Below are 24,336 nucleotides of genomic sequence, written 5' to 3' on the forward strand. Positions count from 1 at the left end.
AAGGGACCAGAACCGGTGGCGCGTTTTCGAGTAGTGACCAAACACCAGGTCTCGGGCTGGCGTTTCCTGCTTCGCCGGATGGAGCATGCCCTGGTTCGCCGCGATGCCTCGATGATGGACGACCCGCAGCGAGGGCGGGCGACCGCGTTATCGATCGGCATCGCGCTGGCCTGTGTTCTGGTCGCCGGCGCGGCGGCATTGGGCTTCTTCAAACCGGCCAAGCAAGTGGCCGACGCCAAAATCATCGCCGAAGCCGACTCCGGAGCGTTGTTCGTTCACCTCGGCGATCGCCTCTATCCGGCGTTGAACTTGACCTCAGCGCGACTCGTCGCAGGTGAGGCAGCTAACCCGGTGTCGGTCTCTCGCGATGAATTGGCGAAGTATCCCCGTGGCCCGCTGGTCGGTATTCCGGGGGCGCCCGGCAGCATTGCCGACAGCCGTGACCGGAACTCGTCGTGGACAGTGTGCGACGTAGCGAAAGTCGGTGCGGCAGCACCTGTCAGCCCGACGACCGGATTGCCGATGGTCACTCTGTCGCCGGTGCAGACCACCGCCATCGGCGGTCCGCTCACCATGGACAACGACGCGATTCGTGGCCTGGCGCCCGGCGAAGCGCGGTTGATGCGGGACAGCACCACCACCTGGCTGATTTACGGCGACGTAGAAAAGGGTGTGGTGCGTGCCGCCATCGACCTGCGTGACTCGCCGGTGACCCTCGCTCTCGGCATCGACCCGACCACGACGGTGCTCGCCGTGTCCAAGGGCTTGATCGACGCGATTCCAGAGGTGCCGCCGCTTCGGGTGCCCGGCGTTCCAGGGGCTGGCATGGCGGTGACGCTGAGTTCAGGACCGGTCGTCGCGGTGGGGTCGGTGCTGTCGGTGGCGACCCCCGACCGAGGTGCCGCCTACTATCTTGTGTCCCAATCCGGTGTAGTACGAATCAGTTCGGTGCTCGCGGCGATGCTGCGCAATGCCGATTCGCACGGATCCATCACCAATCTCGTCGTCGGCCCTGACGTGATCGCGGCAAATCTCCGGCCGGGTTCCTGGCCCGGAACACAGACCTTCCCGAACAGTCCGGTGCGTCTCATCGATCCGAGCAGATCCGGCGTGACCTGCTATCACTGGTCGCGCGCGGGCAGCGACCCGAACGCCGCGACCGAACTGCTTGTCGGCAGGCAACTTCCACTGACTCCGACCGAGCAGCAACGCACCGTCGGCCTCGTCACCGCGCCGCTCTCCCGCGGCACGACCGCCGACGCCGCCTACCTGCCGAGGAACACCGGCCGTTTCGTTCAGGTCACCGGTGCCGATCCGGCGTCGCCCTTGCGCGAATCGCTCTACTGGATCTCCGACAGCGGCGTGCGATACGGAATCGCCGTCGAACGCAACGACTCCGGCGCCAACAGAACCTCCGACCCCACATTGACCGCACTTGGACTGGGATCGCCGGTCTCGGCCCCGTGGAGCGTCGTTTCGCTGTTCGCGGTCGGTCCGACGCTGTCGCGCCGCGACGCCCAGATCGTGCACGACGGCATTCCGACGGACAAGGCAGTCGCCGGATTGGGCGGAGGGACACCGTGACGAGCACGCGTAGGTTCGTGCGGCCCGCTCGGATAGAGCGCGGTCCGAAGGCGCCGGCGGTCACCGAGCTGCGCCTAGCGGCGCCCACCGAATTGCCGAAACCCGTTCCGCCGTCCCGGCTAAAGATGATCATGCCGGTCGTCATGGTCGCGGGGATGGGCGGAATGATGGTGATGATGTTCCGCGGCGGCGGAGCCGTGTCTCCGATGATGATGTTCTTTCCGATCATGATGCTGGTGTCGATGGGCGGCATGATGGGCGGCGTACTCGGAGGCAACTCCGGTGCCGGCGCGGCAGGCCTGAACGAGGAGCGCAAGGACTACCTGCGCAGCATCGCGGACAACCGGAAAACCGTGTGGGAGTCGGAAGTCGAGCTGTTCGAGTATCTGCGCTACACCCACCCCGGCCCGGCCGAGATCGCCAGACTCGTCGGTGGCAAGCGGATGTGGGAGGTGCAGGTCGCCAGCCCGCAGTTCATGCGGGTGCGGGTAGGGCGTGGCCGGATCGCGAACCAGGTACGGGTGATCGTGCCGGAGGCCGCGCCGACCTCCGATCTGGATCCGGTCGGTGTCGTCGAGGTGACGAAGTTCGCGAAGGCGTACTCGACGGTCGGCGGTATGCCGGTCGCTATTAACCTGCTATCGGCGCCGCAGGTCGGCCTCGACGGTGATGCCGAAATGGTGGCCGGCCTGGTTCGCGCGATGATCGCCGAGGTGGTGGTCTTGCACGGACCGGATCAGGTGTCGATCGCCGCGGTACTGTCTGATCCCGATGCGCCGCAATGGTCTTGGCTGAAATGGTTGCCGCACACTCAGCATCCGAGCCAGACCGATGCGATCGGACCGAGCCGGATGGTGTACCGCACCGTCGCCGAACTGCGGACGGCGGTACTCGCCGGACTCAACCGCGGCCCGTTCTCCGCCAATTCCGAACCCTCCATGGACCGAAAGCATTTCGTGCTGATCGTCGATGTCAGCGGTCCGGCCACCGACCGCGATATCTCCGGTATCGACGGGTGCACGTGGCTTCGCCTGGGCGGCGCGGAGCAGACGTTGCCGCGCGCGCTGCGATTCACCGTGGGTGCCGACCGGGCGTTGCACGAGGTGACAACTCGGGGGAGCCGACGTGTCGGGGTGGCCGATCTGATGACGGTGCCCGCCGTCACCGCGGTGGCGCGCGGCGTCTCGCCCTACCGGTTGTCGACGGTGGTGGAAGCCGTTGCCGCCGAGCAAGCCAAGGGCAGCGCGAGCTGGGAGGAGATGCTCGGCATACCGGATCCGGGAGCGATCAGGGTCGACCGTCAGTGGCCACGGCTGCCCGACAGCGACCGGTCGAGGCTGACCATTCCTTTCGGGCATGACCCGATGGGCAGCACGGTGTACCTCGACATCAAGGAGTCGGCCGAGGAGGGGATGGGCCCGCATGGCATGTGTATCGGCGCCACCGGCTCCGGGAAGTCGGAATTCCTTCGCACGCTCGTGCTTTCGGCCGTAGCCACCCATTCCCCGGACGTGCTCAACCTGTTGCTCGTCGACTTCAAGGGCGGCGCGACGTTCCTCGGCTTCGACCGCCTCTCCCACGTCACCGCCGTGGTCACCAACATGGAGGAAGAGGCCGACCTCGTCACCCGCATGGAAGACGTGATCAACGGCGAGATGGCTCGGCGGCAACGCATCCTGCGTGACGCGGGAAATTTCGCCAGCGTCGCCGATTACGAGCGCGCACGCGAGCAGGGTGCCCAATTGCCCCCGCTGCCAACTCTTCTCGTAATCCTCGACGAGTTCGCCGAGCTGCTGGAGCAGTACCCGAACTTCGCCAAACTCTTCGTCGCCATTGGCAGGCTCGGCCGTTCGCTGCGTATCCACCTGCTGCTCTCGTCACAGAAGGTGCCCGCAAACCGAATGGGAGAGTTGGAAGCTCACCTGTCGTACCGAGTTGCGTTGCGCACCAACCAGACCAGCGACTCGCGCGACGCCATCGGCACCGCCGACGCTTACCATCTGCCGAAGAAGCCGGGCTCGGGATACCTGCGTGTCGGCTCCGGTGACTTGCAGCGATTCCAAGCCGCGTATGTGGGCGGTCCCTACACGCCACCTGCACAGGCGGCCACCGCCAGTGCCCAGCGGGCCCGGCGGACGGGCGGCGGCTACCTGCCGCCACAACCGTTCACCGCCGCGCACATCGTGGACGCACGTCCGGTCCAGCCGGTTGAACCGGAGCCGATCGTTCCGGAGGTGGAAGCACCCGAGGTCGACCCGGCGACCGTGATGGAGACGGTCCTTCAACAATTCGCCGGCCACGGGCGGCCCGCGCACAAAATGTGGCTGCCACCCCTCGGCGTACCGCCGACATTGGACCAGTTGATCACTACCGCGGTCCCCGGCTCGCTCAAATTGCCGATGGCAATCGTGGACAAGCCCCGCCAGCAGCGACAGGATGTCTGGTCGATCGACCTTTCCGGCGCTGGCGGGCACGTCGCCGTAGTCGGTGGCCCGCAGTCGGGAAAGTCGACCGCGCTGCAGACGTTGATCATGTCGGCCGCGCTCACGCATACCCCGGAACAGGTGCAGTTCTACTGCCTCGACTTCTCGGGAGGACTCTCCGGACTCCGTGCCTTGCCGCATATGGGTTCGGTCGCCGCCGCACGGGAGGTCGATCGAATCCGGCGAACCTTCGCCCTGATCACCGGACTGCTGGCCCATCGGCAGGCGTTGTTCAGCGAACTCGGCATCGACAGCATGCGTGAGTTCCGGCGCCGCAGGAACACTCCGGGGGAGTCCGCCGTGATCACCGCCCATGGCGACCACCATGGGGATGTCTTCTTCGTCATCGATGGCTGGGATATCGGATTCGCCGTCACCGGCCCATACTTCGATGAGTACCTGCCGGTACTCGAGTCGATCGCCGTACAGGGCCTCAACTACGGCATTCATTTGGTGATCAGCAGCTCGCGCTGGGCGGCGATCCGGCCGGCTATCAAGGATCTGCTGCAAACCAGGCTCGAGATGCGACTCGGCGACCTCACCGACACCACGTTCCTGCAGCATCGCGCGGTGGTCGCCGCGATCCCGCCGGATCGGCCCGGGCGGTCGGTGTCGACCGAGGGTCTACACATGCTCACCGCGCTGCCGCGGACAGACGGAGTCGGCGAATCCGAGTCGGCGGCCGCGGGCCTCGCCTCGGCGATCACCGACCTGACACGATCGGTGCCCGGACGGCGCGCACCCGAGGTAAAACTGCTTCCCGCTCGCATCGGCATGGACGAGATCCGCGCCGCGATGCCGGAGCCGGTCGATCTCGCCCAGCGCCTGGTGGTGCCGTTCGGCGTCCGCGAGTCCGATCTCGGCCCTGCCGCAGTCGATTTCGGCGTTTCTACCCACCTGATCGTGCTCGGTTCATCTGGATGCGGAAAGTCGACGGTACTCGCGGCGTTGCTGGCCTCGATCCGGGCGCAGTTCACCAGCGAACAGGCCAGGGTGCTGCTGGTCGACTATCGGCGTCAGCACATGGACGCGATCCCGGACGAGCAGTTGATCGGGTATCTGACCAGCGAGCGTGATGTGCAGGACGGCTTGCCTGGATTCGCGGCGAAAATGCGGGAGCGCCGTGCTCCCGACGGCGTAACCTCGCAGCAGCTCAAAGCGCGATCCTGGTGGACCGGGCCGGAAATTTTTGTAGTTGTCGACGACTACAACATGGTTGCACAACGCGGAATGATGAATCCGCTGGACCCGCTGAAGGATATTATTGTGGACGGCCGCGATACGGGTTTGCATGTGATCATCGCCCGCAATATCGCCCAGGCAGACACGGCGCTGTACGACAGCGTGCTCGGCCAGATCAAGAACCTCAACTCGTCGGGCCTCATCATGGACGGTTCGAAGCTCGACGGCATTCTGATCGGTGACGTCAAACCGACGAAGCAGCCGGTGGGCCGGGGGATCTTCGTAGAGCCGCTGCACTCACGACGCGATCTCGTGCAGGCTGCCTGGACGCCGTCATAGGCCTGATCCGGAGCCGTCCCCAAGGCTGGGAATAACTTAACGTTCTGTTTGTATCGCTCGCCACGAGCAGACGCTCGTTATCAGGAGGACTCCATGTCTCTCGAAATTATTCCGGAGCAGCTTCCCATTATCGGCGCGCAGCAGACCGCGAATGCAGCCAGTCTCTCCGCCGCCGCGAGCGCTACCCAGGTTGCGGCTACGCCGGTGCCTGCGGCCGCTGACGCTGTGAGTAGCTGGGCCGCGAGTTTCTTCAGCGCATATCAGCCGACATTCTTCGGCATGTCGACCCACCCGGGGATCGCCAACCTGATCACCGGTTCGCAGGAGTTGACCCCTGTCGCCGCTCTATACACCGCCGATGATCTGACCGGTAGCGCGAATGTCTCCGCTGCGGGTTCGACTGTTCCGAGATAGGGCGCAGGTTTCTCGTCATGTCTCCGCTTATGTTCGACTTCGGGGCGGCACCGCCAGAATTGGCCTGTGCGATGTTGCTGACAGGTCCTGGCGAGGCGCCGATGAGCGCCACCGCGGCGGCGTACGCGCAGATGGCGGATGCTTTGCTCGCGGCGGCGGGCGGATCCGATGGTTCTACCGGTGCGTTGTCCGCGTCCTGGCGTAGCCCCGCTTCCGACAAGGCCCAGGCCGCGTTCCGAAATCATGCGAACTGGTTGCGTCATCAGTCGGCGGTCGCTGGACGAGTTGCCGCGGCCGCCGCCTCGGTGGCAGCCGCCTATTCGGCGGCGCGTACGTATGCGGCGGCGATGTTGCCGGTGATCTTGGCGAACCGTGCCACCTCGGTAGGACTCGCCTCCACTAATGCGATGGGACAGAACACCCCTGCTCTCGCCGCGAATGAGGCCGTATATATCGGGTTGTGGGCGCAGACCGCCGCGGTGATGAATGCCTATGCGGGTCAGGCGATGAGCGCACTGTCCACGGTTCCGCCGCCGACGATGCCACCCGGTATCGCAATGCCAGGCGGCGGGGGCGCTCCCTTGTCCGCGCCCGGTGCCCCGGGAGCCGGTGCCATCGGTTCCCCAGACGGTTTAGCCAACGCAGGGGATACGGTAAGTACCTTGGCGGAGCAAGCCGGTGATCCTGTGTCCCAAGCTGGAGACTCGGTTTCCAATGCCGCTCAGTCGGTGCCCGAACAGCCGTTATCGCCGGATTCGCTTACGCAGCAGGCGATTTCCGACGTGAATCAGGCTGCGAACTTGAACTCGGATTCGCTGGCGAACCCGGGGGGAAGTGGCGTCGACGGTGGTTTGGCGCAGCATGGCTTCGCGGGAACGTCACCGTATTCTCCAACCCTCGCCGGATTGAACGGAAGCGTCGGCAGCCTCGCTCCGTTGAGCATGATCCGCGGCGGACTCGGTCAGATGTCCGGAGTGTCGACGGGATTTCGGATGCCGACGAATTGGTCGTCTATGGGTCCGGGAACAGCGTTCGGCGCGTCACCTCAGCCGGTCGCCGGTGCTCCCGTCGGCCGGGCCGCCGCGCCGCGCGGTGCGTCCGCGCCGGCCGGGCAGTTGCGCAGGCGCGCTGACGATACCCAGCGCAAAGCCGGCAAAATCTTCACTCCGGGCGAACTGTACGAAGTGCCGCTGCTGGATCGAGCACCGTCTATCGGTGTACTCGAATACAGCGACGGCGACGAACCGGACGAATCAGCCTTCGACGACCGAGTGTTGCTCGGTGTCCTACAGCGGGACGACGAGGATTCAGCGCCCCCCACCCAAGAACGTCCACGGTGAATTACGCCGAGGCCGAAACCGAGACCGATCACGAAAGGAATACGTGATGAGCATTACATTCACCGGCGACGCGCATCAGATGCAGAATTCGGCTAATCAAACCGCAGCTTGCTGTGGAGAGCTGGAGAGCCATCTGAAATCATTGTCTTTTGTTCAAGATGAACTGCACGCCGCAGTTGTCAGTCAAGGCGCTGGCAATGCGATCTACAACACCCTGGGAAATGCGCATACATCCGGCCTTTCATTGGCCGGAACCCTGCAGCAGATCATCGATGCCCTAAATGTCGCCGGAGTCCAAGTGGACGCGCAGGATATGGAGGGTGCTGCGCACGTCAACGCCGTGCTTGGCGCTGACGGACACGTAGACGGCGGAACCTGGGCTAACAGCGCTGCTGCGGTGTCGGGATTCGATACCAGCAAAGTCGACGTCAGTTCGTGGAAGTAGCGTCCCCCAGTCAGTTTGAAGCTAATCGAAAGGTCACGAGATCACCATGAAATACAATTACCAGATGGTCGACACTCATGTCGTCACGCTGCAGGCAATCGTGCAAGGTATGGAGAACAATCTCAGCAACATCACCACACTGCGTGATCAGTTGCTGGCCGATTTCTCCGGTGTCGGCGCCAACGGATATCAGGAGGTGATGGCCCAGTTGAACAACAAGATGAATCAATACAACGCCACGCTTGCCAGCGTTAAAGGTGCTATCGCCCAGGCGGCGGGTACACAAGGGCTCATGCACGTCACCGATCAAAACAACGGAAACAGGTTCTTGGCACCCAGTGTCGGTAGCCTCCGGGTGGTGTAGTCGAGCGTAGTCGTGTTCATGCTGGCGCAATGCGGACAGCAATGAGACATGACTACGTCTGGGGTGCACATGCCTGGTGGATATGTGAACGCGGATCCTGTCGCGATCAACCTGAACGTCGATGCCGCACTGCTGTTGCAAGACATGGTCGGCATCGACTCCTACCCTGCGGTATTGGCACTGATGCCGAATATCGAGAAAGTCGAGGACCGGGACCGGGTACACGCTGTTGTTGCTGCTGACCTCGCTGAGAAGGGGGTCATCACCGGCGACCGCGTGCACCCGATGGTCGAGCATTGGCTGCGATGTTTGTATCGGCCAGATATGGAGTTGGTCGGGCGGATCGTGAGTATCGGCCGCTACGGCGAGCCGGACGCGATGCTACGGCTTTCCTTGGTGCGTGGCGGAGGGAGTCACGTATTGGCGTTGCGTTGTGACGACGAGGTCGTCATCCAGTCGGTGTTTCAGGAAGATCGGCAGTTGGACACGGTGGCCGCGGTAGTCGGCGCGGCGCTCGGCCCGTATCCGGCTCTGCAATTCAATCCGTTGACCGCGACTTTGGAGGAGTTCACAGCTGTACCAACCAACCCTGCCGATCGGCCATTGGCATTGCTCGAGCTCGGCGCATCTTCGCAGACCGCGACTGTGCTGACCCGTGCACTCGACGAAATAGTTTGCCGAGCAGAGATATTGATGACCGAGCATCGGGACGGCGGATCAGTGGAGACCCCGGTGTGCTTGAGCGTGTTGGACACATTATTCGGGCGGATCGTCGTCACGCCTGGAGTCGCGTTGGACGGCGAGGTGCGTTCGACGTACCGACCCGGCGATGACGAAGCACTGCAGGCCGGCATTGCCGCTTTGGTCGACCTGTTGCCGGGACGAAGCTGGTTCGGAACCAGCCGGATTAGTTGAACGTCCAGCGAAGAGTGTGAGAGGGACGATTGACCATGAGCCGAGGATCAGGCACGAATGGACACGCGGTCGAATCTGCTCGACCGCAAGGTGGCTACGACGCATACTTCGCCGCGGAGGGCTCGGCTGCTCCCGTCCAGCACGCGGAGTTCGCGCACCGGCCGGGTGATCCCGTGATCGGTCAGCCCGGCGAGCGGCCGCCGATGGGTGCGCTCGCTGGGGGCGCATTGCCGCAGGGCGTGAATGCTCCCTCGAGGCCGCCCACCACGGATCCGTCCGGCCCGGTTGAGCAACAAGAAGCCAATCAGTCGCAGACTCACGCAACCGGGCAGGAAGTCGCCCGTCCCGGGTCGCCATGGGCTCCGGAACGCGTCGAACGGACGCCGCGCCAGTCCCAAGGCGTCGAAGTACTGCCCGCCACGCTGACATCAATGGATCTGCTGGCCGAGATCACGGCGGCGAACCGCGCCAAACTCCGGTCGAGCAGCGGTATGCGTGGCGCGCTCAACAAGGTCGGGTTCAACCTCGGCCTCTCACCCGCCGAGCAGCGCGCCCAGGAACGCCTCGGTGTGATCCGCCGTCAACTCACCACCACCTACCAAATCGCGGTGGTGAGTGTGAAAGGTGGTGTGGGCCGGACTACTACGGCGGCCGCGCTCGGTTCGACGTTCGCGGATCTGCGCGCAGACAGAGTCGTCGCGATAGACGCGAATCCGGACTTTGGCGATCTCCCGACCCGCACCAGACCGCACCCTTATGGACTGACACTGCGCGACCTGGTCCAGGCCTCGAACCTAGAGGCATTCTCCGCGGTCCAGTCGTTCGCGTCGATCAACTCGTCCGATCTCGCCGTGATCGCGTCGCCGTGGACCACGGAGGCGGTGCAAGCGCTGAGTGGACAGGAATACGGCACAGCCGTCGAGATCCTGCGACGGCACTACAACTTGCTGCTTGTCGATTGTGGTACCGGTGTACTAGATTCGGTGACCAATGCCGTGCTACACACAAGCAACGCGGTAGTCGTGGTGACGCCGGCGAGCGTCGGCGGCGTCAAAGGCGCTGTCGCGACGTTGAATTGGCTGAACTCACACGGTCTGCAGCATCTCGTCGCCAAATCGGTGGTCGCCATCGTCCAGCAGCAACGGTCCAAACCGATCGTGGACATCGAGGCGATCGAGAAGCTGTTCGAGACCGCACAGCGCCCGACGCGCCTCGTGCCGTACGACGCGCACCTGGCCGAGGGCGGCGAGGTCGATCTGCGGCTGTTGGAGCGGGAAACCCAGCTCGCTTTCGAGGAACTCGCAGCGGCGCTCGCCGAGGGCTTCCCGAACTACCTTGCGGGCGCCGGCGACCGAGGAGGATGGCGATGAGCACCGCGGTGGCGCCAACCCCGACTACTTCCGCCTCACAGTCCGCCGAAGTGGCCAGGGCGCGGATCGCCGTCATGGTCTCCACCTATCAGGTGGATGTCGTTGTGCCGACCAAATTCACCATCGAGACCTTCATCGACGACCTGATCGCCGTGCTGGCCAGGGCGATCGACGACGAGAATGTGAATTTCACCCCGGAGAGCGGGCAGTGGAGCCTGGCTCGGCCCGGCGAGCCGCCGATGCCGCGCTGGCGCAGCCTCGCTGACCACGAGGTCGTCGACGGCACCGTGTTGATGCTGGCGACCGTGGAATCCGCCGAGGTGTTCACCCCCGTCGTCGAGGACATCACTGACGCGCTCGCGCTGATCAACGAGCGCGAATTCGCCGAGTACGACGAGGCGACCGTAGCGATCACGGGTTTGTCCGCCATGGGAGTCGGCGCGGTCGTCATCGCGGCGCTGCTGTCGTGGTCGTGGACGATGACCGGTTCGCTCGGGTGGTGCGCGTTGCCCGCGCTTGTACTTGGTGCGGCGTCCTGGGCTGCGGCGCTGCTTGCCCGCCGCCGAAATGCCACGTCGAGGGTGTGTTTGGGCGCGGCGCTGTCCGCGATTCCGCTGCTGTTCGCCGGCGGCGGCATGCTCGTGCCGCCCGCCTACGGCGAACCAGGTCCGTTCGCGGCGGCGAATCTGGCCGCCGGTGCTGTAGTCGCAGCCGTTGCCGCTGCGGCGATGATGCGCCTGACCGGTGTCGGTATTGCCACTCTGATGGCGGTCACCGTTCTCGGTGTGCTGGTCGCCGTCGTCGCGATTCCGCTGACCTATCTGAATGTTTCGGAGCGGCAGGCGGTCGGCGGGGCGGTCTTTCTCGCGTTGATATTGCTGACCGCCGCCCCTCGGTTGGCGGTTGTGATCGCGCGGATCCGGCCCCCTGATCTGCCCGACCCCGGCACCGATGTTGCCCCGACCACGTTGACCGACATCTTCGATGCCGAAGCGGTCGGCGTGGATGATCCGGAGCGAACGGACGATGCGGATCGTAAGCGTGCGGGAACCATCGAAAGTCGGGCCCGGCTCGCCGTCACGAGCCTGCGCGGGCTGATCGCCGCGATCTCGACCGTGCTTGCGATCGCGACGGTGCTCGCCGCCGCGGCTGGACCAGGGGGGATCAGAGAGATCGTGCTGTCCGCCGCCGTAGCCGGACTGCTCGCCATGAGATCGCGCTGGTTCCCGGACCGAGTGCAGGCGATCGCGCTGGTGTGCGGGTCCGTGGTCACCGTGACCGGGACCGCGTTCGTGCTGGTCGGCGCGTACGGCAGCCCGTGGGCACGGCTGGTCACGGTGCTCGTGGTCGCCCTCGTGATCGGCCTGGGATGTGTTGTGGCAGTGCGCCTGCCAGGGCGGCGGCTGTCACCGGTGACCCGCCGGGTCATTGATCTGATCGAGTACGCGTTCATCCTTGTCGTCCCGGTTCTCGCGGTGTGGATCATGGGCGTTTACACGGCGATGCGGGCGATCTGATGGCGCTGATCCGCGGCGTGGCTGCCGCATTGGCGGCGGTACTGGCGCTGGCCGCGGCCACCGTGCCTGCGGTGGCGGTGGTACCGCCGGAGGTGGCGGTCGGCCCCGCCCCGCCGGATGGCCCGCCCGGACCAGAGGTACCGACCAAGCAAGACAAGGCGTGCCTGGCGACGGGCGTGCTGCCGGACAGCGACCTATCCCGCACGCCGCCACCAGAATTGGCTCTCGATCTGCCGCGGGCCCGAGCGCTGAGTCGTGGTGGCGGGGTGACCGTAGCGGTTGTCGACACCGGAGTCGGCCCGAATCCCAGGCTGCGCGACCTGGTCAGCGGCGGTGACTATGTCACGGCGGGCGGCGACGGGCTCGCCGACTGCGACGCGCACGGCACGCTCATCGCCGGAATCATCGGCGCCGCTTCTGATCCGGCGGATGGCTTCACCGGTGTCGCGCCCGATGCGCGAATACTTTCAGTGCGGTACCGCTCCGGCGCTTTCAGTGCCGAACGACCCAATCCCGATCAGGCACAACAACTTTCCGCTGATATCCGGACGATGGCCAGGGCGATCACCCATGCTGCCAATCAAGGAGCAGGCGTGATCGCAGTGACGTTGCCCCTCTGCGTTCCCGCCGGCGCGCCCATCGATCAATCCATGCTGTCGGCCGCGATCGGCTATGCCGTACACGTTCAGGGTGCGTTGATCGTCGCCGGTGCGGGGAACACCGGTGGTCAAGGCTGCGAGCAGAATCCCGACAGCGATCCGGCTCGTCCCGACGATCCGCGCAACTGGCGCGATGTCAAGACCATCTCGGTGCCCGGCTGGTTCACGCCCGACGTCCTCACCGTCGGGTTCACTACCGCCGCCGGCGCGGTGATGCCGGAGTCGCTGACTGGACCATGGGTTTCGGTCGCTGCCCCCGGTACCGGCGTCGAATCCTTGGGTCCGGGTGGTGGCGGATTGATCAACGGTGTCGGTGAACCCGGCAAACTGGTGCCGGTCGGCGGGGCGTCGTACGCCGCCGCGTATGTCAGCGGAGTCGCCGCGTTGCTGCGCTCCCGCTTCCCCAACGAAACCCCCGCCGACATCGCCGGCCGTTTGACCAGCAGCGCGCACGCTCCAGCGCGCGGGGTCGACAATGTGGTCGGCGCCGGAGTGATCGATCCCCTCGCCGCCCTCGCCTATCGGACCCCGCCACAGCCGCCCGTCGGGCTGTACGCGGCCGGGAGAGTCACGCTGCCCGCACCCGCGCGCGCCAAAGACCTCAGGCCCGCGGTCACGGCCGCGATCGTCATCCTGGTGGTCGCGATCTTCGGGATCGGTGCGTCGTCCGCGAAAGCCGCGATCCGGAGGCGACCGTGAGGCTGCCGAGGATCGAGGCAGGCGAGATCGAGCGTGGTCCCTTCGCCACCGTGGTGGTCGGTGGCAGCCTGGTGGTGGTCGCGCTGACCGCACAGGCTCCGTGGTGGCTCGCCGTGGCGGTTGCCGTCGGATTGGTGATCATGGTGACGGTGCGCGTCAACGGGCGAACCGCTGCTCGTTGGCTGCTGGACTGGGCCGAATTCCGGGTCGGCCGTTCGGCGCGCGCCGCGGCTCGGGTCGAGTCCGCCGCCGTCCGGGATGTGGAGGTTGCCGCGGGCGTCTGCGGAATCCGCACTGGTACAACGACACTCGTTGCAATGATTCAGCTCGCGCCCAATCTCGACCTGCCGACGGTCATCGCCGAGAAGAGCGTGTACACCGAGGACACCATCCCGCTCGGCGCGCTGCTGCCGTTACTGGATCAATACGGTATCGCGGTCGACATCGATATCGTCACCACCGGACAGCGGGTCCGGCCGACCGGCAGCTACAGCATGTTGTACGACCAGCTGGTCGGTCCGCATCCGGTGGTAGGACACCGCCTGACCTGGTTGGTGGTCCGGCTGGATCAAGAACGTAACCTGCGGGCATTGCGACGGCGCGGATCATGCGCGGTCGTCGCGCCGAAGGCGCTCGCCACCGCGGCACATCGAATCGCCGGCCGGTTGCGCGAGCGCGGTATCGCTGCCCATGCACTGCCCGCCGCATCGCTGATCGAGGCGAACCGCATTCTGCACGCGGGTGTGGAACTGTCCGATCTGCGCGAGAAATGGAGTCATCTGGAATCGTCGGTGCCCGGTCGATACGTGACCAGTTTTCAGGTCGACTGGTCCCGTGTGGACAGCGCCGGTCTGGACGACTGCTGGGCCTGGCATCGCGGTCGAACGACCCTGGTGGTGAGCCTGACCGGACCGACGGCCGAGCCGCGCGCGATCGCCCGATACATCGGACCCGAGGTGACCATCGAACCGCCGGCCTATCTGCGACTGCTCACCGGCAAACAATCCGACGCCTTGCTCGCTACGTTGCCTTCCGGATCGCCCGTTCGGGAACTGCCGTATCTCCGGCCGCAGCCCGACGGCACGCAAGCGGGGCTGTTCGCCGAGCTCACCGTCGCGATCGGTCCCAATGGTCAGATCCTCGGCTCGATCAGCGGGCAACCGCGTCACACCCTGGCGCTGCCACTGTTCGACCCGGCCCGCTACAACCCGAGGCGGCGCACGATCGACGTACACGCCATGTTGCCGGTCGCGCAGCAGATCGTGTTGCGCGCCATGGTCGTCGGCGCCGACGTCGAGGTGCACTCGACCCGGCCGCAACGCTGGTGGCAATTGGTTTCCGCGGTCGGGGACGAGGCCTCGCTGCGGCTGGCCCCGGACTCGCAGCAGGAGAATCCGGCCTCGGGCGATGACTCCGAGCAGACGGTGGCGACGATCGCGGTCTTCGACAACCTGCCTCCGCGCGCGTCGCCCGCACAGACCACCGTCACGATCACCGACCCCGGCGGTCCGCGTCGCCGCTCGGTGGATCTGATGATCGATCAGGTCGGCGCCTCCACGGTTGATGTCAGTATTCCGATGCGCACCGTGCGGGTCGACCTGATCGAGCCATGGGGGGAGACCCGCTACTACGACGCTACCGGGCAAGCGCCGACCTCGGTCGCGACGCACAACTCGGCGGCGCCACCACCCGGATTGCCGCCCGGTGGTCGTCGCGTTAGCTGAGAAGGATCGGTAATGTCTATTTCTGTGCCAGTGGATTCCCCATCGGACGCCGACCCCGTCGAATCGGGCGACGAGGTCGAACACGAACCCGTACCCGTCGACGGCGGTGAAGTGGTGACCCCGAGGCAGGCGGCGGCCGAGATTTTCTCCCGCCGCCTCGGTGAGCTGATCGCGGAATCCGTCGTCGCCACCGACGACGGCGTCTCACGGTCGCTGACCCTGTATTCATTGGCAAAACACTTGGAGTTGGCCTATCCCGATGTCCCGATATCGCAATCGGGTCTTTATCGGTTGATCAATGGTGAGGCCATTCCGAGGCTCGATCTCATCATTGCGCTCGCGCGGGTGTTCGACGTGCCCCCAGAGTTTTTCGTGACCACTGAGGAAAAGACCTGACGGAGTTTGACTCCGAAAACTGTTCCCGCTGATGGGAATCGCGGTTCCGCGGTCGCGAGACCCTTCTGGATACGATTTCCAGCATGCCCGAGCAAGACGCGGGGGATGTCTTTCTCCGCCATCGCGGCGCGGTGCTGGACGCATTGCTGACCGAACCCGTTTCCCCGGCCGCAGCCGAGCTGGAAACGAGCGAGCCGGACCTCGGTGTGCCGTTCAGCCCCGACACCGAACCGATGGGTCCGCCGATGCCGGAACAGCGCCGGTCGGCAGATGGACCCAAGGCCAGCGACCGGATCCTCGCTCTGCTCAACGGCACTGTGCCGGAATCGGCCTCTGTATTGGATTTTTCTGCGGAGTTTCCGGATCTCGCTGAACACAGCACGACCGCATCCAGAAGTGCCGGGCCTGGCTCGGAAGCTACCGAGCAGGCAGCCTCGGGTCGGCAAGCGCCGGTCGAAGGGCTGGCAGGCAAGGCCCTCACCTACCTGAAAAATCCGAAGGTCGCCTTGCCGCTCGGCGCGGCGTTGGTGATTCTGCTCATTGTCGCGCTCGTGAACAGCGGCGGTAAGAACAAGGACGATTCCGGTCGACTTCCGGTCGTCGCCCAATCCGCCGTGCCGTCAACGCCGAAGCCGCCCCTTTCCGGCGCGGCCGCCCCCGGCACGATCATCCCGGTGAAATCAGCGGAGTCGCATTGTCCACCCGGTGGCACACCGGGAATGGACGCGTTTGGTGGACAGCAGGGTAAGGCGTGGGCGTGTGAGCGGGCATTCAAAGTGGATGGCCAGGTACTCACCATAGACCTGGGCAAGAGCTATACGGTCGACTCGATCGGTATTGTTCCCGGCTGGGACAGCGTCAGTGCGGACGGCGTGGATCAGTGGCAGAAGTACCGCACGGTGAGCCGGGTTTCGTATCAACTCGACGGGGCCAAAACCAGACTTCTATATCAGCAGACGCTTGATCAGCGCACGTTGGTGGTGACCAAGATAGATCCGCCGGTGAGCACTACGCGGATCATTCTCACGGTCCTGGCGTCGAAAGGTGACCCGACCATCAACACAGTGGCTATCTCCTCGATCGTAATCACCGGACATTGAGTGCGCGATGTCCAACCTCGTCTGCCAATACTGTTCGCACCACAACACTGGTACGGAATCGCGCTGTGCCCACTGCGGCGGGCCCCTGCAGGCCGTCGAGCAGGTGTTGTCGTCCGCAGCGCATTCGCCGGCGCTCACCCGGGCCGAGCATGCCGCGGTCGAGGCCACGAGAATCGCGGCGACGGTGGAAAAGGTTGTGGGCAAAGGCATTCCAGCGTGGTTGTGGCAGGTCGGAGGTGCATGCGTCGCGCTGGTTACGGTGCTCGGCGTCGCATTCGCCCATTCGTGCTCGTTGCCCTCGTTGCAGGTGCCCGAGCTAGCCCTTACCCAGTCGCTGCCGCCGGCGATGCGTTCGATCGCCACCTGCCAGCATCTGGATCCGTCGTCCAGGACCGACCGATGCGTCATACCGGCGACCGACCCGATCCTGCTCGGCGGCATCGCCGGTGGGCGGGACCTCGCGTTCACCGTCGAGCCGATCGCGCCTGATCGTGTGCGCGCGGATGTCGCGCATTGGCGCGAATCGGGCGCGGTCGTCGTTACCGACGGCCCCGTCTTCGTGGCGGTCGGACCGTCGGCGACGGTCTGGTTCGTGAATCGGCTCATCGGGCTGCGCCTAGAGACCGATGCGTTCGCCAGTCGGGCGGCGGCACAGACCTTTATCGCCCGTTCCGGTCTTACGACCTGAATGATGGGCCACTATATTGTGGTACATTAAATATGTGTCTATAAGGTTGGGCATCCCTTCGGAAGGTACGGATCGAGAGAAGTGGTAACCACCCCGCCCGCGAGTTCGTCCCCTCGCTACCGTGGCGAACCGACGGATGTGGAAGCGGCCTACTTTCGCTGGTTGGAACCGAACGCCGCCGAAGTCACTATCGCCGATCGGGCAGGCCAGATCGTGCACAGTCACCTCGAGCTCGGTGCGGTTCGTTGCCGCGGCACTGCCGCGACGCGCGTGTATCGGTCACTCGGGCACGGGGCGCTCGGCCCGGCCATCCAGATCGTCAACGACGATATGCCGCACCTCGTCGAATCGGTGATCGCCGCGCTACGTCGGTTGGGCGTGACGGGTACCGAGATCATGCATCCGGTATTCGTTGTCACGCGGGATCACGGAGGCCACCTGCTGGCCATCGCACCTCACCGCAGTGAATGCGAAACCCCTTCCGGCACAGGGTTGGAAGAGCATCTGCACGAATCGTGGATTCATATTCAGCTGAGTCCCTCGATCGCTGAGGAAACGCTGGATCTGATCGAGCGGGACCTGCCGCGTGTGCTGGACGAACTGCGGCGGGTCAGCGATGACACACCGGCCATGGTGCACCTTATGACCGCGCTTGCCGACCAGCTGGACGCGGCCGGAAAACAGGCCACGGACACCGATGCCTTGGAATACGCGGGGTTGCTGCGTTGGCTCGCCGACGGTAATTTCACCGTGCTCGGGTATTGCCACTATCGCTTTCTACGTTCCGGCCCGATGGCCGTCCGGCAAGCTCAGCACATAGCGGGCAGCGGGCTCGGTGTACTCAGGGATCCTTCGGGTCCCGCGTCCGATCTCGGCATGCTCCGGCTGACCGGCCCCGTGTTGCGGATCGCGAACGGCTCGGTGGAGTCCGCGTTGCCGAGCGCACAGGATGTCTACATCGTCGGCGTTGCCGAATGCGGGAAGGCCGAACCGGACAAGCCAACGGTTTATGGCAATCCGTTCGTGCCCGTGATGGGCGAGCACGTGTTCATCGGCACCCTCACGGTAGCGGGACTGCACGAGAATGTGCTCGATATACCGGTGATCTCCCGACGCGTCCGCCAGGTCGCCGACTGGGCAGGCTACGAGCTGAACTCGTTTTCCGGTCGGGCGCTGCTGGAGCTCATGCAGGCTTTCCCACGCGCGGAGCTGTTCGTCGCCGAAGCCCGGCGACTCTTCGAAACCGTCTCCACCGTCATGGACCTGGGCGTGCGTAGGCAGGTGAGTCTGTTCCTGCGGCACGACACCCGCAACAATGCCGTCTACTGCCTGATCTACCTGCCACGCGATCGTTACTCGAGTGACGTGCGCAGGCACATTCAGGACCTACTGCAGGCCGAATTCGACGGTTTCCGTGTCGTCTATTCGGCACGCGTGACCGAATCCGATTTGGCTGTCGTCTATTTCACCGTGCACCGTGCGGCGGGCGCCGCAGCTGCGGATGTATCCGAAGCGAACCGCGAACGGGTGCAGGAGTTGGTATTCGCCGGCACCAGGACATGGGCGGACCGGTTGCTGGTCGCCGCAGCCAGCGCGCCCGACATCGCCTCTGATGTCGCGCAGAACTACGCCGCGGCGTTTCCCGAGGCATACCGGCATTCGCACGAACCGGATCAGGCGCTTGCAGATGTGCGGCGGCTGGAACGACTAGATGAGATTGACACCCAGCTGTTCCGCAGTCCCAACACCGCACCGGGGGAGTGGCGGTTCGCCCTCTATGTGGCCGGCACGGGGATATCGCTCAGCCGGGTACTACCGGTGTTGCACAGCCTAGGCGTCGAGGTCGTCGATGAACAGCCGCATCGCCTCGAGCTGCGCGACGGCACGCGGTGGATTTATGACTTCGGCCTGAATGTGCCGTCAGCGATACAAGGCGATATGCCACAGCGCTTTTCGGATGCTGTCGCCGCTATGTGGACGGACCGTACGGAGGTGGACGGACTCAACGAACTGGTGCTCGGCGGTCTGGACTGGCGCCAGATCACCGTTCTCCGAGGCTACGCGAAGTACCTGCAACAGGCGGGCTTCGCGTATTCGTTCGACAAGATCACACGAGTCCTGGTCGCCCACCCGAACATTGCGCAGTTGTTCGTGGAGTTGTTCGCCGCCTTCTTCGATCCCGACGGCGTCGACGTCGACGTCGATCGGATCATCGAGCGGTTGCGGATCGAGATCGACGCCGTTGTCAGCCTCGACACAGACCGGACTCTGCGCGCGGTCTTCGGGCTGGTCACGGCTACCTTGCGTACCAACTACTACCGTTGCGACGACGCCGGTCAGCCACTGGACTATCTCTCGCTCAAGCTGAACCCCCGGACCATCGTCGAATTGCCCGAGCCGAGACCGCATTTCGAGATCTTCGTGTACTCGCCGAGGGTCGAAGGCGTGCATCTTCGGTTCGGTGCCGTCGCGCGTGGTGGGCTGCGATGGTCGGACCGCCTCGAGGACTTCCGCACCGAAATCCTCGGCCTGGTGAAGGCACAGACGGTGAAGAACGCCGTGATCGTACCGGTCGGCGCCAAGGGTGGCTTCGTGATCAAGCGGCCACCAGCACCGACCGGCGATGCGAACAGTGCACGTGCGGCGTTGCGGGCTGAAGGCATTGCCTGCTACCGCATATTCGTCTCCGGCCTGCTCGATGTCACCGACAATATGGCCGGCGCGACGGGGGAGGTGGTTCCGCCTCCTCGAGTGGTGCGGCGTGATGGCGACGACCCGTACCTGGTGGTCGCCGCCGACAAGGGCACCGCCACCTTCTCCGATATCGCGAACGACATTGCGCGCGAATATGGCTTCTGGCTCGGCGACGCGTTCGCCTCCGGCGGTTCAGCGGGTTATGACCACAAGGCCATGGGGATCACCGCCAAGGGTGCGTGGGAGAGCGTGAAGCGACATTTCGCCGAGCTCGACATCGACACGCAGAACGACGATTTCACCGTCGTCGGCATCGGCGACATGTCCGGCGATGTGTTCGGCAACGGCATGCTGCTGTCTCAGCACATTCGACTCGTCGCCGCGTTCGACCATCGGCATATCTTCCTGGACCCGGATCCGGTGGCGGCGCAATCGTTCCTGGAGCGCCGCCGGATGTTCTCGTTACCGCAGTCGTCGTGGGCCGACTACGACACCTCGCTGATCAGTGCGGGCGGCGGTGTCTACGACCGTTCCGCCAAAGCGATCCCGGTGACGCCCGAAGTCCGGTCCGCTCTTGCCCTCGGCTCCGCGGTGACAAGGTTGTCGCCGCCCGAGATGATCAAGGCCATCCTGCTCGCGCCCGTCGATCTGCTGTGGAACGGCGGCATCGGCACCTACGTGAAGTCCGCCGCAGAAACCCATACCTCCGTCGGTGACAAGTCCAATGACAGCGTTCGGGTGGACGCGAACCGCTTGCGCGTCAGGGTGATCGGTGAGGGCGGCAACCTCGGGATCACGCCGTTGGGCCGCATCGAGTTCTGTACCGGTGGCGGCAAATGCAACACCGACGCGCTGGACAACTCAGCAGGCGTCGATTGCTCCGACCACGAGGTCAATATCAAGATTTTGCTCGATACCGCGGTGTCCAATGGCGATCTCGCCGTGGAGGAGCGGACCAGACTGCTCGGCGAAATGACCAACGAGGTCCTCGAGCTCGTTCTGCGCGACAGCATTTCCCAGAACGTGCTGATGGGACTGGCGCGCGCGAACGCCGAATCGATGGCGGTGGTGCATCGGCGGCTGATTGCAGACCTGGAGTCGTGCCGGGGCCTGAACCGTTGGCTCGCGGCGCTGCCATCGGATGGCGAACTGGAATCGCGCATAGCGGAGGGGCGCGGGCTCACCTCGCCCGAATTGGCGAATCTCATGGCGCACGTGAAGCTTTCGCTCAAGAGCGAGCTCCTGGCCGGGGACCTGCTCGACCGTCCCGTGTTCGCGGCCAAGGTGTCCGACTACTTCCCGACGCCATTGCGCAAGCGCTTCGGCGCGGCTGTCGACCGGCATTCGCTGCGCCGCGAGATCGTGGCGACCGTGGTGGTCAACGAGATGGTCGATAACGGTGGGATCACCTTTGCCTTCCGGCTGGCCGAGGAAGCCGGCGTGGGCACCGACGACGCGGTGCGTGCTTTCGTCGCGGCGGTCGAGATCTTCGATCTGCACTCGTTGTGGCGACGGGTTCGCATGGCGCAGCTGCCGACTTCCGCACGCGACGAGCTCGAGCTCGAGATCAAGCGCACCCTCGATCGGGTGTCGCGATGGCTGCTGACGAATCGTCCGCAACCCATCGCCGTCGACGCCGAGATCGCGCGTTATCAGCGTGGTGTCGCCCGGCTCGCGACGATCGTCCCGGCGTGGCGTGCGCCGATCGCGAACGACATGATCCGGCGCTCGCAGCACGCGATCGACGGCGGCGCGCCGCGGGAGGTCGCCGAAGAGGTATTCCTGCTCATCTACAAGTTCCCTTTGCTGGACGTGCTCGATATCAGCGAGCGCGCCGACCGTGACCCGACGGAGGTCTTGGCGCTTTACTACGCGCTCGACGAGCACTTCGGGATACAGCGGCTGTTGACCGCGGTGACTCACCTGGACCGTGGCGATCGGTGGCGCGCGCTGGCTCGGCTCGCTATCCGGCATGACCTCTACGGTTCGCTGCGCGCATTGACCCTTGATGTGCTTGCGGTCGCCGACTCCAGCGACAGCGCGGCAGAGAAGATCGCCTATTGGGAGTCCACCAACCGGTCTCGCCTGGCGCGCGCTCGCGCGGCGCTACACGAGATGCTGGAGGCTGACACACACAATCTCGCGACCTTGTCGGTCGCCGCGCGGCAGGTGCGCGGGATGGTGAGCGGCGGGGCGGTGGCCGCGGTCGCCTCGGCCCATATCGGTTAACACAGCAACTGCACTCGCGTTGCTCGATACTTCGCCTCCTCCAAATTGCCGAGCGTCTCGCCGTGCTTGGTCGCCATGGTCTCCAACGCCGCCTCCAACTCGTCAAGGCGTGTCGCATCCCGGCACTGCTTCTCAGCGATGGCGGGCATAGTCCTGTTGCGTCTCGGCGTGTAGCCGCTCCAGCGCAGCCCGCGCCACGTCATGCTCAGCCTCCAGCTCAGCACGCGTGCCTGTGCAGGTTGATACTCGTGCGCGACCCGATCTGCTACCGACAGCATCATCCCGGCGTCTTCGGGATCGGCCCCGACTGCGCGGCAGATGGTTTCAACAAACTCGCCATACCTGTTCGACATGCGTACGAAGGTGTCGATTTGTGCCACCAGCTCGGCGACGCGGGCACTCTCGCTTCGAGCTCATCGAGCTCATCGAGCTCATCGAGCACGGCGGGTAGGTTCTCGATGGCCCAGAACGTTTATGCCACAGAGCTGTCGGCGTTCGTGGCGCGGCCCTCGGCAATCGGGTCCCGTTCAGGTTTGGGCCGCAGGGTCTCCGTTCTGGCTGGCGCCGGCGATACCGTCGAGGACGTACTGGCGGGCAAGGGCGGCGATCGAGGTCTTACGAATTACACGGGCGAGCACCTGCAAGGCGTCGTAGTCGCGCGGTCGCATCCGCAAGCTGATGTTGACGTCACCGCCTGAGCGGTTAGTGGGCATCGGTATCTCCGTCTGGGCTGAAGATTTGACGCAAGTCACGTGCCAGCGCTATGTGACAAGATCCTCGGACAAATCGCTCACTGCCGTCTCTTGTTTACTCAACCAGTCCATCCTCGACGATTCCCATCGGTGGGGAACGGCTGTCACGTGGGTGGACGGTCGTGGCGCCCTTCAGCGACTCTGGTACATCTGCAGACGGGGATGGCTGGGCTGACCACCGAGGGCAGCTGCAGTATTGGGTCTGCTCGGTCGGTCAACCGGAAACCGGGTTCCCGCATGCCCCGCAGAATTTCGCCGCTGAGGTCGGCAGTTCTGTTCCACAGTGCCCACAGTGGCGCGCGGGGCGTGGTGCCAGCCGGTCGCCGCAGTGCATACAGAATTGCGCGTCGGCTGGATTGGTGGATTGACAGTTCCGGCAGGCCTGCTGTGCGGCGAGCGCTGGAGCCGCTGTCTGCGGCTGGCCGGCGTGCTGCTGAATCGCGTTGATGCCAAGGGCCGCACCGAGAAACCCGCCGGCGCCATCACCGTTTCCCCGCGCCAAGCCCTGGCCCGCGCCGAGTGCGAGTTCACCCGCCGTGTAGCGCTGGAAGTCGCCGACCAGGCGGATATAGGTGGTGTCCTTCGCGAGGCGCTTGAGGCGTTCGGCGTCCTCCGGTGCGAGTGTGATGTCGAAGTTGCCCATGCGTGGAACGCGCAATCCATATTGGTACAGCGCGAGGTTGGTTTGCCGCAGGACTGCGGACTCGATGGGCCGCAGCGCTGCGGTGAGGCCGAGCACCGGCCAGTCACCGTTCGAAATGCCCTGGGTGACCGCCACCTTCATCGATTTGAGCAGGAGATCGGCGGACCAGTTCTCGACTACGGTCGGTGCGGCGAGATCGGCGGTGCCGACCAGCGACGTGATCAGCTCGGCCGGATCGCGGATGGACAGGGAGAACTCGCCGAACACGCGCAGCGTGAGCACCTGTTCGCTGACCGGATCGGCGATATCGGCGAGTCGTCCGCCGAACTTGATACCGGGCGCCTCGCGGGTCGACACGAAGTACAACTCAGCCCGATAGAAGTTGCCGCCGGTGAGTCCGTCGATCAGTGCGCCCAGGACCGGCATTTCGACTGCGTCGAGCCGGTGCCTTCCCGGCCCCATCGTCGCAACCACCTGTCCGGATCTGACGAACAGCGCTACCTGGTCGGCATTGACGATGGCGCGGGTGTATCGACGGATGTTGACGTCCGGCCACTTGTAGACCAGCTGGTGCTTGCGGCCCTCCGGGACCGCGATGAACTCCCGATCGAACAAAGCCATGTGTGCTCCAGCCGCTGTGGTTCCCTGTTCGGTGAGCCGATGTTCTATGGCTCGTTTTACTGTACGCCTGATGTATGCGAACTTCACTGCAGGCCAAGGTTGTTGACCTATTGAATGAGCCGCCAAACAGCGGTACATTGAACACCGATATGATCGTCGTCACTCGAAAGGCCGCCTC

18 protein-coding genes are annotated in these 24,336 nt (G+C 64.8%); 15 read left to right on the top strand and 3 right to left on the bottom strand.

The genetic code is table 11. From position 1 onward, the window contains the following. Positions 1–33 precede the first annotated feature (33 nt). From eccB to ACFYO1_RS02470, 15 genes are all read left to right on the top strand, one after another. A complete protein-coding gene (gene eccB / locus ACFYO1_RS02400) occupies positions 34–1,584 on the top strand; it encodes a type VII secretion protein EccB (protein WP_387226359.1) in 1,551 nt (516 codons plus the stop codon). Continuing rightward, a complete protein-coding gene (gene eccCa, locus ACFYO1_RS02405) occupies positions 1,581–5,588 on the top strand; it encodes a type VII secretion protein EccCa (protein ID WP_387226362.1) in 4,008 nt (1,335 codons plus the stop codon). Before eccB ends, eccCa begins: the two co-directional genes overlap by 4 nt. A gap of 93 nt (positions 5,589–5,681) precedes the next feature. Continuing rightward, the gene (locus ACFYO1_RS02410; protein WP_387226364.1) at positions 5,682–6,002 is read left to right on the top strand and encodes a PE domain-containing protein; all 321 of its coding nucleotides are present in this window, start codon (positions 5,682–5,684) and stop codon (positions 6,000–6,002) included. A 29-nt stretch (positions 6,003–6,031) separates the two neighbouring features. Next, a complete protein-coding gene (locus ACFYO1_RS02415) occupies positions 6,032–7,342 on the top strand; it encodes a PPE family protein (RefSeq protein ID WP_387226366.1) in 1,311 nt (436 codons plus the stop codon). Between the two features lie 46 nt (positions 7,343–7,388). Then, entirely contained in the window at positions 7,389–7,787 is a 399-nt protein-coding gene (locus tag ACFYO1_RS02420) for a hypothetical protein (RefSeq protein WP_387226368.1), read from the top strand. A 46-nt stretch (positions 7,788–7,833) separates the two neighbouring features. After that, the gene (locus ACFYO1_RS02425) at positions 7,834–8,151 is read left to right on the top strand and encodes a WXG100 family type VII secretion target (protein ID WP_387226370.1); all 318 of its coding nucleotides are present in this window, start codon (positions 7,834–7,836) and stop codon (positions 8,149–8,151) included. 84 nt (positions 8,152–8,235) lie between these two features. Then, positions 8,236–9,066: an ESX secretion-associated protein EspG gene (locus tag ACFYO1_RS02430; protein WP_387226372.1), complete on the top strand. Its 831-nt coding sequence runs from the start codon at positions 8,236–8,238 to the stop codon at positions 9,064–9,066. A 431-nt stretch (positions 9,067–9,497) separates the two neighbouring features. Further along, entirely contained in the window at positions 9,498–10,436 is a 939-nt protein-coding gene (locus ACFYO1_RS02435; protein WP_387226374.1) for a MinD/ParA family protein, read from the top strand. Further along, complete coding sequence (eccD, locus tag ACFYO1_RS02440) at positions 10,433–11,953, top strand: type VII secretion integral membrane protein EccD (protein WP_387226376.1); 1,521 nt, start codon at positions 10,433–10,435, stop codon at positions 11,951–11,953. Before ACFYO1_RS02435 ends, eccD begins: the two co-directional genes overlap by 4 nt. After that, the gene (gene mycP / locus ACFYO1_RS02445) at positions 11,953–13,311 is read left to right on the top strand and encodes a type VII secretion-associated serine protease mycosin (protein WP_387226378.1); all 1,359 of its coding nucleotides are present in this window, start codon (positions 11,953–11,955) and stop codon (positions 13,309–13,311) included. The genes eccD and mycP overlap by 1 nt, the downstream gene beginning before the upstream one ends. Beyond that, complete coding sequence (gene eccE, locus ACFYO1_RS02450; RefSeq protein ID WP_387226380.1) at positions 13,308–15,035, top strand: type VII secretion protein EccE; 1,728 nt, start codon at positions 13,308–13,310, stop codon at positions 15,033–15,035. Before mycP ends, eccE begins: the two co-directional genes overlap by 4 nt. A 12-nt stretch (positions 15,036–15,047) precedes the next feature. Next, positions 15,048–15,431 (top strand): helix-turn-helix domain-containing protein, encoded by a 384-nt coding sequence (locus ACFYO1_RS02455; protein WP_387226382.1) that lies wholly within the window; start codon positions 15,048–15,050, stop codon positions 15,429–15,431. Positions 15,432–15,514: 83 nt separating this feature from the next. Beyond that, a complete protein-coding gene (locus ACFYO1_RS02460) occupies positions 15,515–16,531 on the top strand; it encodes a discoidin domain-containing protein (protein WP_387226384.1) in 1,017 nt (338 codons plus the stop codon). 7 nt (positions 16,532–16,538) lie between these two features. Beyond that, positions 16,539–17,219, top strand: coding sequence for a hypothetical protein (locus ACFYO1_RS02465; protein WP_387226385.1), 681 nt, complete (start codon positions 16,539–16,541; stop codon positions 17,217–17,219). 162 nt (positions 17,220–17,381) lie between these two features. Next, positions 17,382–22,142, top strand: a complete 4,761-nt coding sequence (locus ACFYO1_RS02470) for an NAD-glutamate dehydrogenase (RefSeq protein ID WP_387226387.1) — start codon at positions 17,382–17,384, stop codon at positions 22,140–22,142. On the opposite strand, the gene ACFYO1_RS02475 is transcribed toward ACFYO1_RS02470, so the two are convergent. From ACFYO1_RS02475 to ACFYO1_RS02485, 3 genes are all read right to left on the bottom strand, one after another. After that, positions 22,139–22,495, bottom strand: a complete 357-nt coding sequence (locus ACFYO1_RS02475) for a hypothetical protein (protein ID WP_387226388.1) — start codon at positions 22,493–22,495, stop codon at positions 22,139–22,141. The two genes, ACFYO1_RS02470 and ACFYO1_RS02475, sit on opposite strands and share 4 nt — an antisense overlap. A gap of 174 nt (positions 22,496–22,669) precedes the next feature. Next, positions 22,670–22,855 (bottom strand): hypothetical protein, encoded by a 186-nt coding sequence (locus ACFYO1_RS02480; protein WP_387226390.1) that lies wholly within the window; start codon positions 22,853–22,855, stop codon positions 22,670–22,672. 253 nt (positions 22,856–23,108) lie between these two features. Beyond that, a complete protein-coding gene (locus tag ACFYO1_RS02485) occupies positions 23,109–24,158 on the bottom strand; it encodes an SPFH domain-containing protein (RefSeq protein WP_387226392.1) in 1,050 nt (349 codons plus the stop codon). Positions 24,159–24,336 lie beyond the last annotated feature (178 nt).

This window comes from Nocardia sp. NPDC006044, assembly GCF_042871115.1.
Classification (GTDB): Bacteria; Actinomycetota; Actinomycetes; order Mycobacteriales; family Mycobacteriaceae; genus Nocardia.

Bases quoted from the DNA above. Each gene is read 5' to 3' on its own strand.
- ACFYO1_RS02475 (WP_387226388.1), bottom strand. From the start codon at position 22,495: ATGTCGAACAGGTATGGCGAGTTTGTTGAAACCATCTGCCGCGCAGTC.
- ACFYO1_RS02460 (WP_387226384.1), top strand. From the start codon at position 15,515: ATGCCCGAGCAAGACGCGGGGGATGTCTTTCTCCGCCATCGCGGCGCG.
- ACFYO1_RS02420 (WP_387226368.1), top strand. From the start codon at position 7,389: ATGAGCATTACATTCACCGGCGACGCGCATCAGATGCAGAATTCGGCT.
- ACFYO1_RS02485 (WP_387226392.1), bottom strand. From the start codon at position 24,158: ATGGCTTTGTTCGATCGGGAGTTCATCGCGGTCCCGGAGGGCCGCAAG.
- ACFYO1_RS02435 (WP_387226374.1), top strand. From the start codon at position 9,498: ATGGATCTGCTGGCCGAGATCACGGCGGCGAACCGCGCCAAACTCCGG.
- ACFYO1_RS02410 (WP_387226364.1), top strand. From the start codon at position 5,682: ATGTCTCTCGAAATTATTCCGGAGCAGCTTCCCATTATCGGCGCGCAG.
- ACFYO1_RS02455 (WP_387226382.1), top strand. From the start codon at position 15,048: ATGTCTATTTCTGTGCCAGTGGATTCCCCATCGGACGCCGACCCCGTC.
- ACFYO1_RS02465 (WP_387226385.1), top strand. From the start codon at position 16,539: ATGTCCAACCTCGTCTGCCAATACTGTTCGCACCACAACACTGGTACG.
- ACFYO1_RS02480 (WP_387226390.1), bottom strand. From the start codon at position 22,855: ATGCCCACTAACCGCTCAGGCGGTGACGTCAACATCAGCTTGCGGATG.
- ACFYO1_RS02425 (WP_387226370.1), top strand. From the start codon at position 7,834: ATGAAATACAATTACCAGATGGTCGACACTCATGTCGTCACGCTGCAG.
- mycP (WP_387226378.1), top strand. From the start codon at position 11,953: ATGGCGCTGATCCGCGGCGTGGCTGCCGCATTGGCGGCGGTACTGGCG.
- ACFYO1_RS02415 (WP_387226366.1), top strand. From the start codon at position 6,032: ATGTTCGACTTCGGGGCGGCACCGCCAGAATTGGCCTGTGCGATGTTG.
- eccD (WP_387226376.1), top strand. From the start codon at position 10,433: ATGAGCACCGCGGTGGCGCCAACCCCGACTACTTCCGCCTCACAGTCC.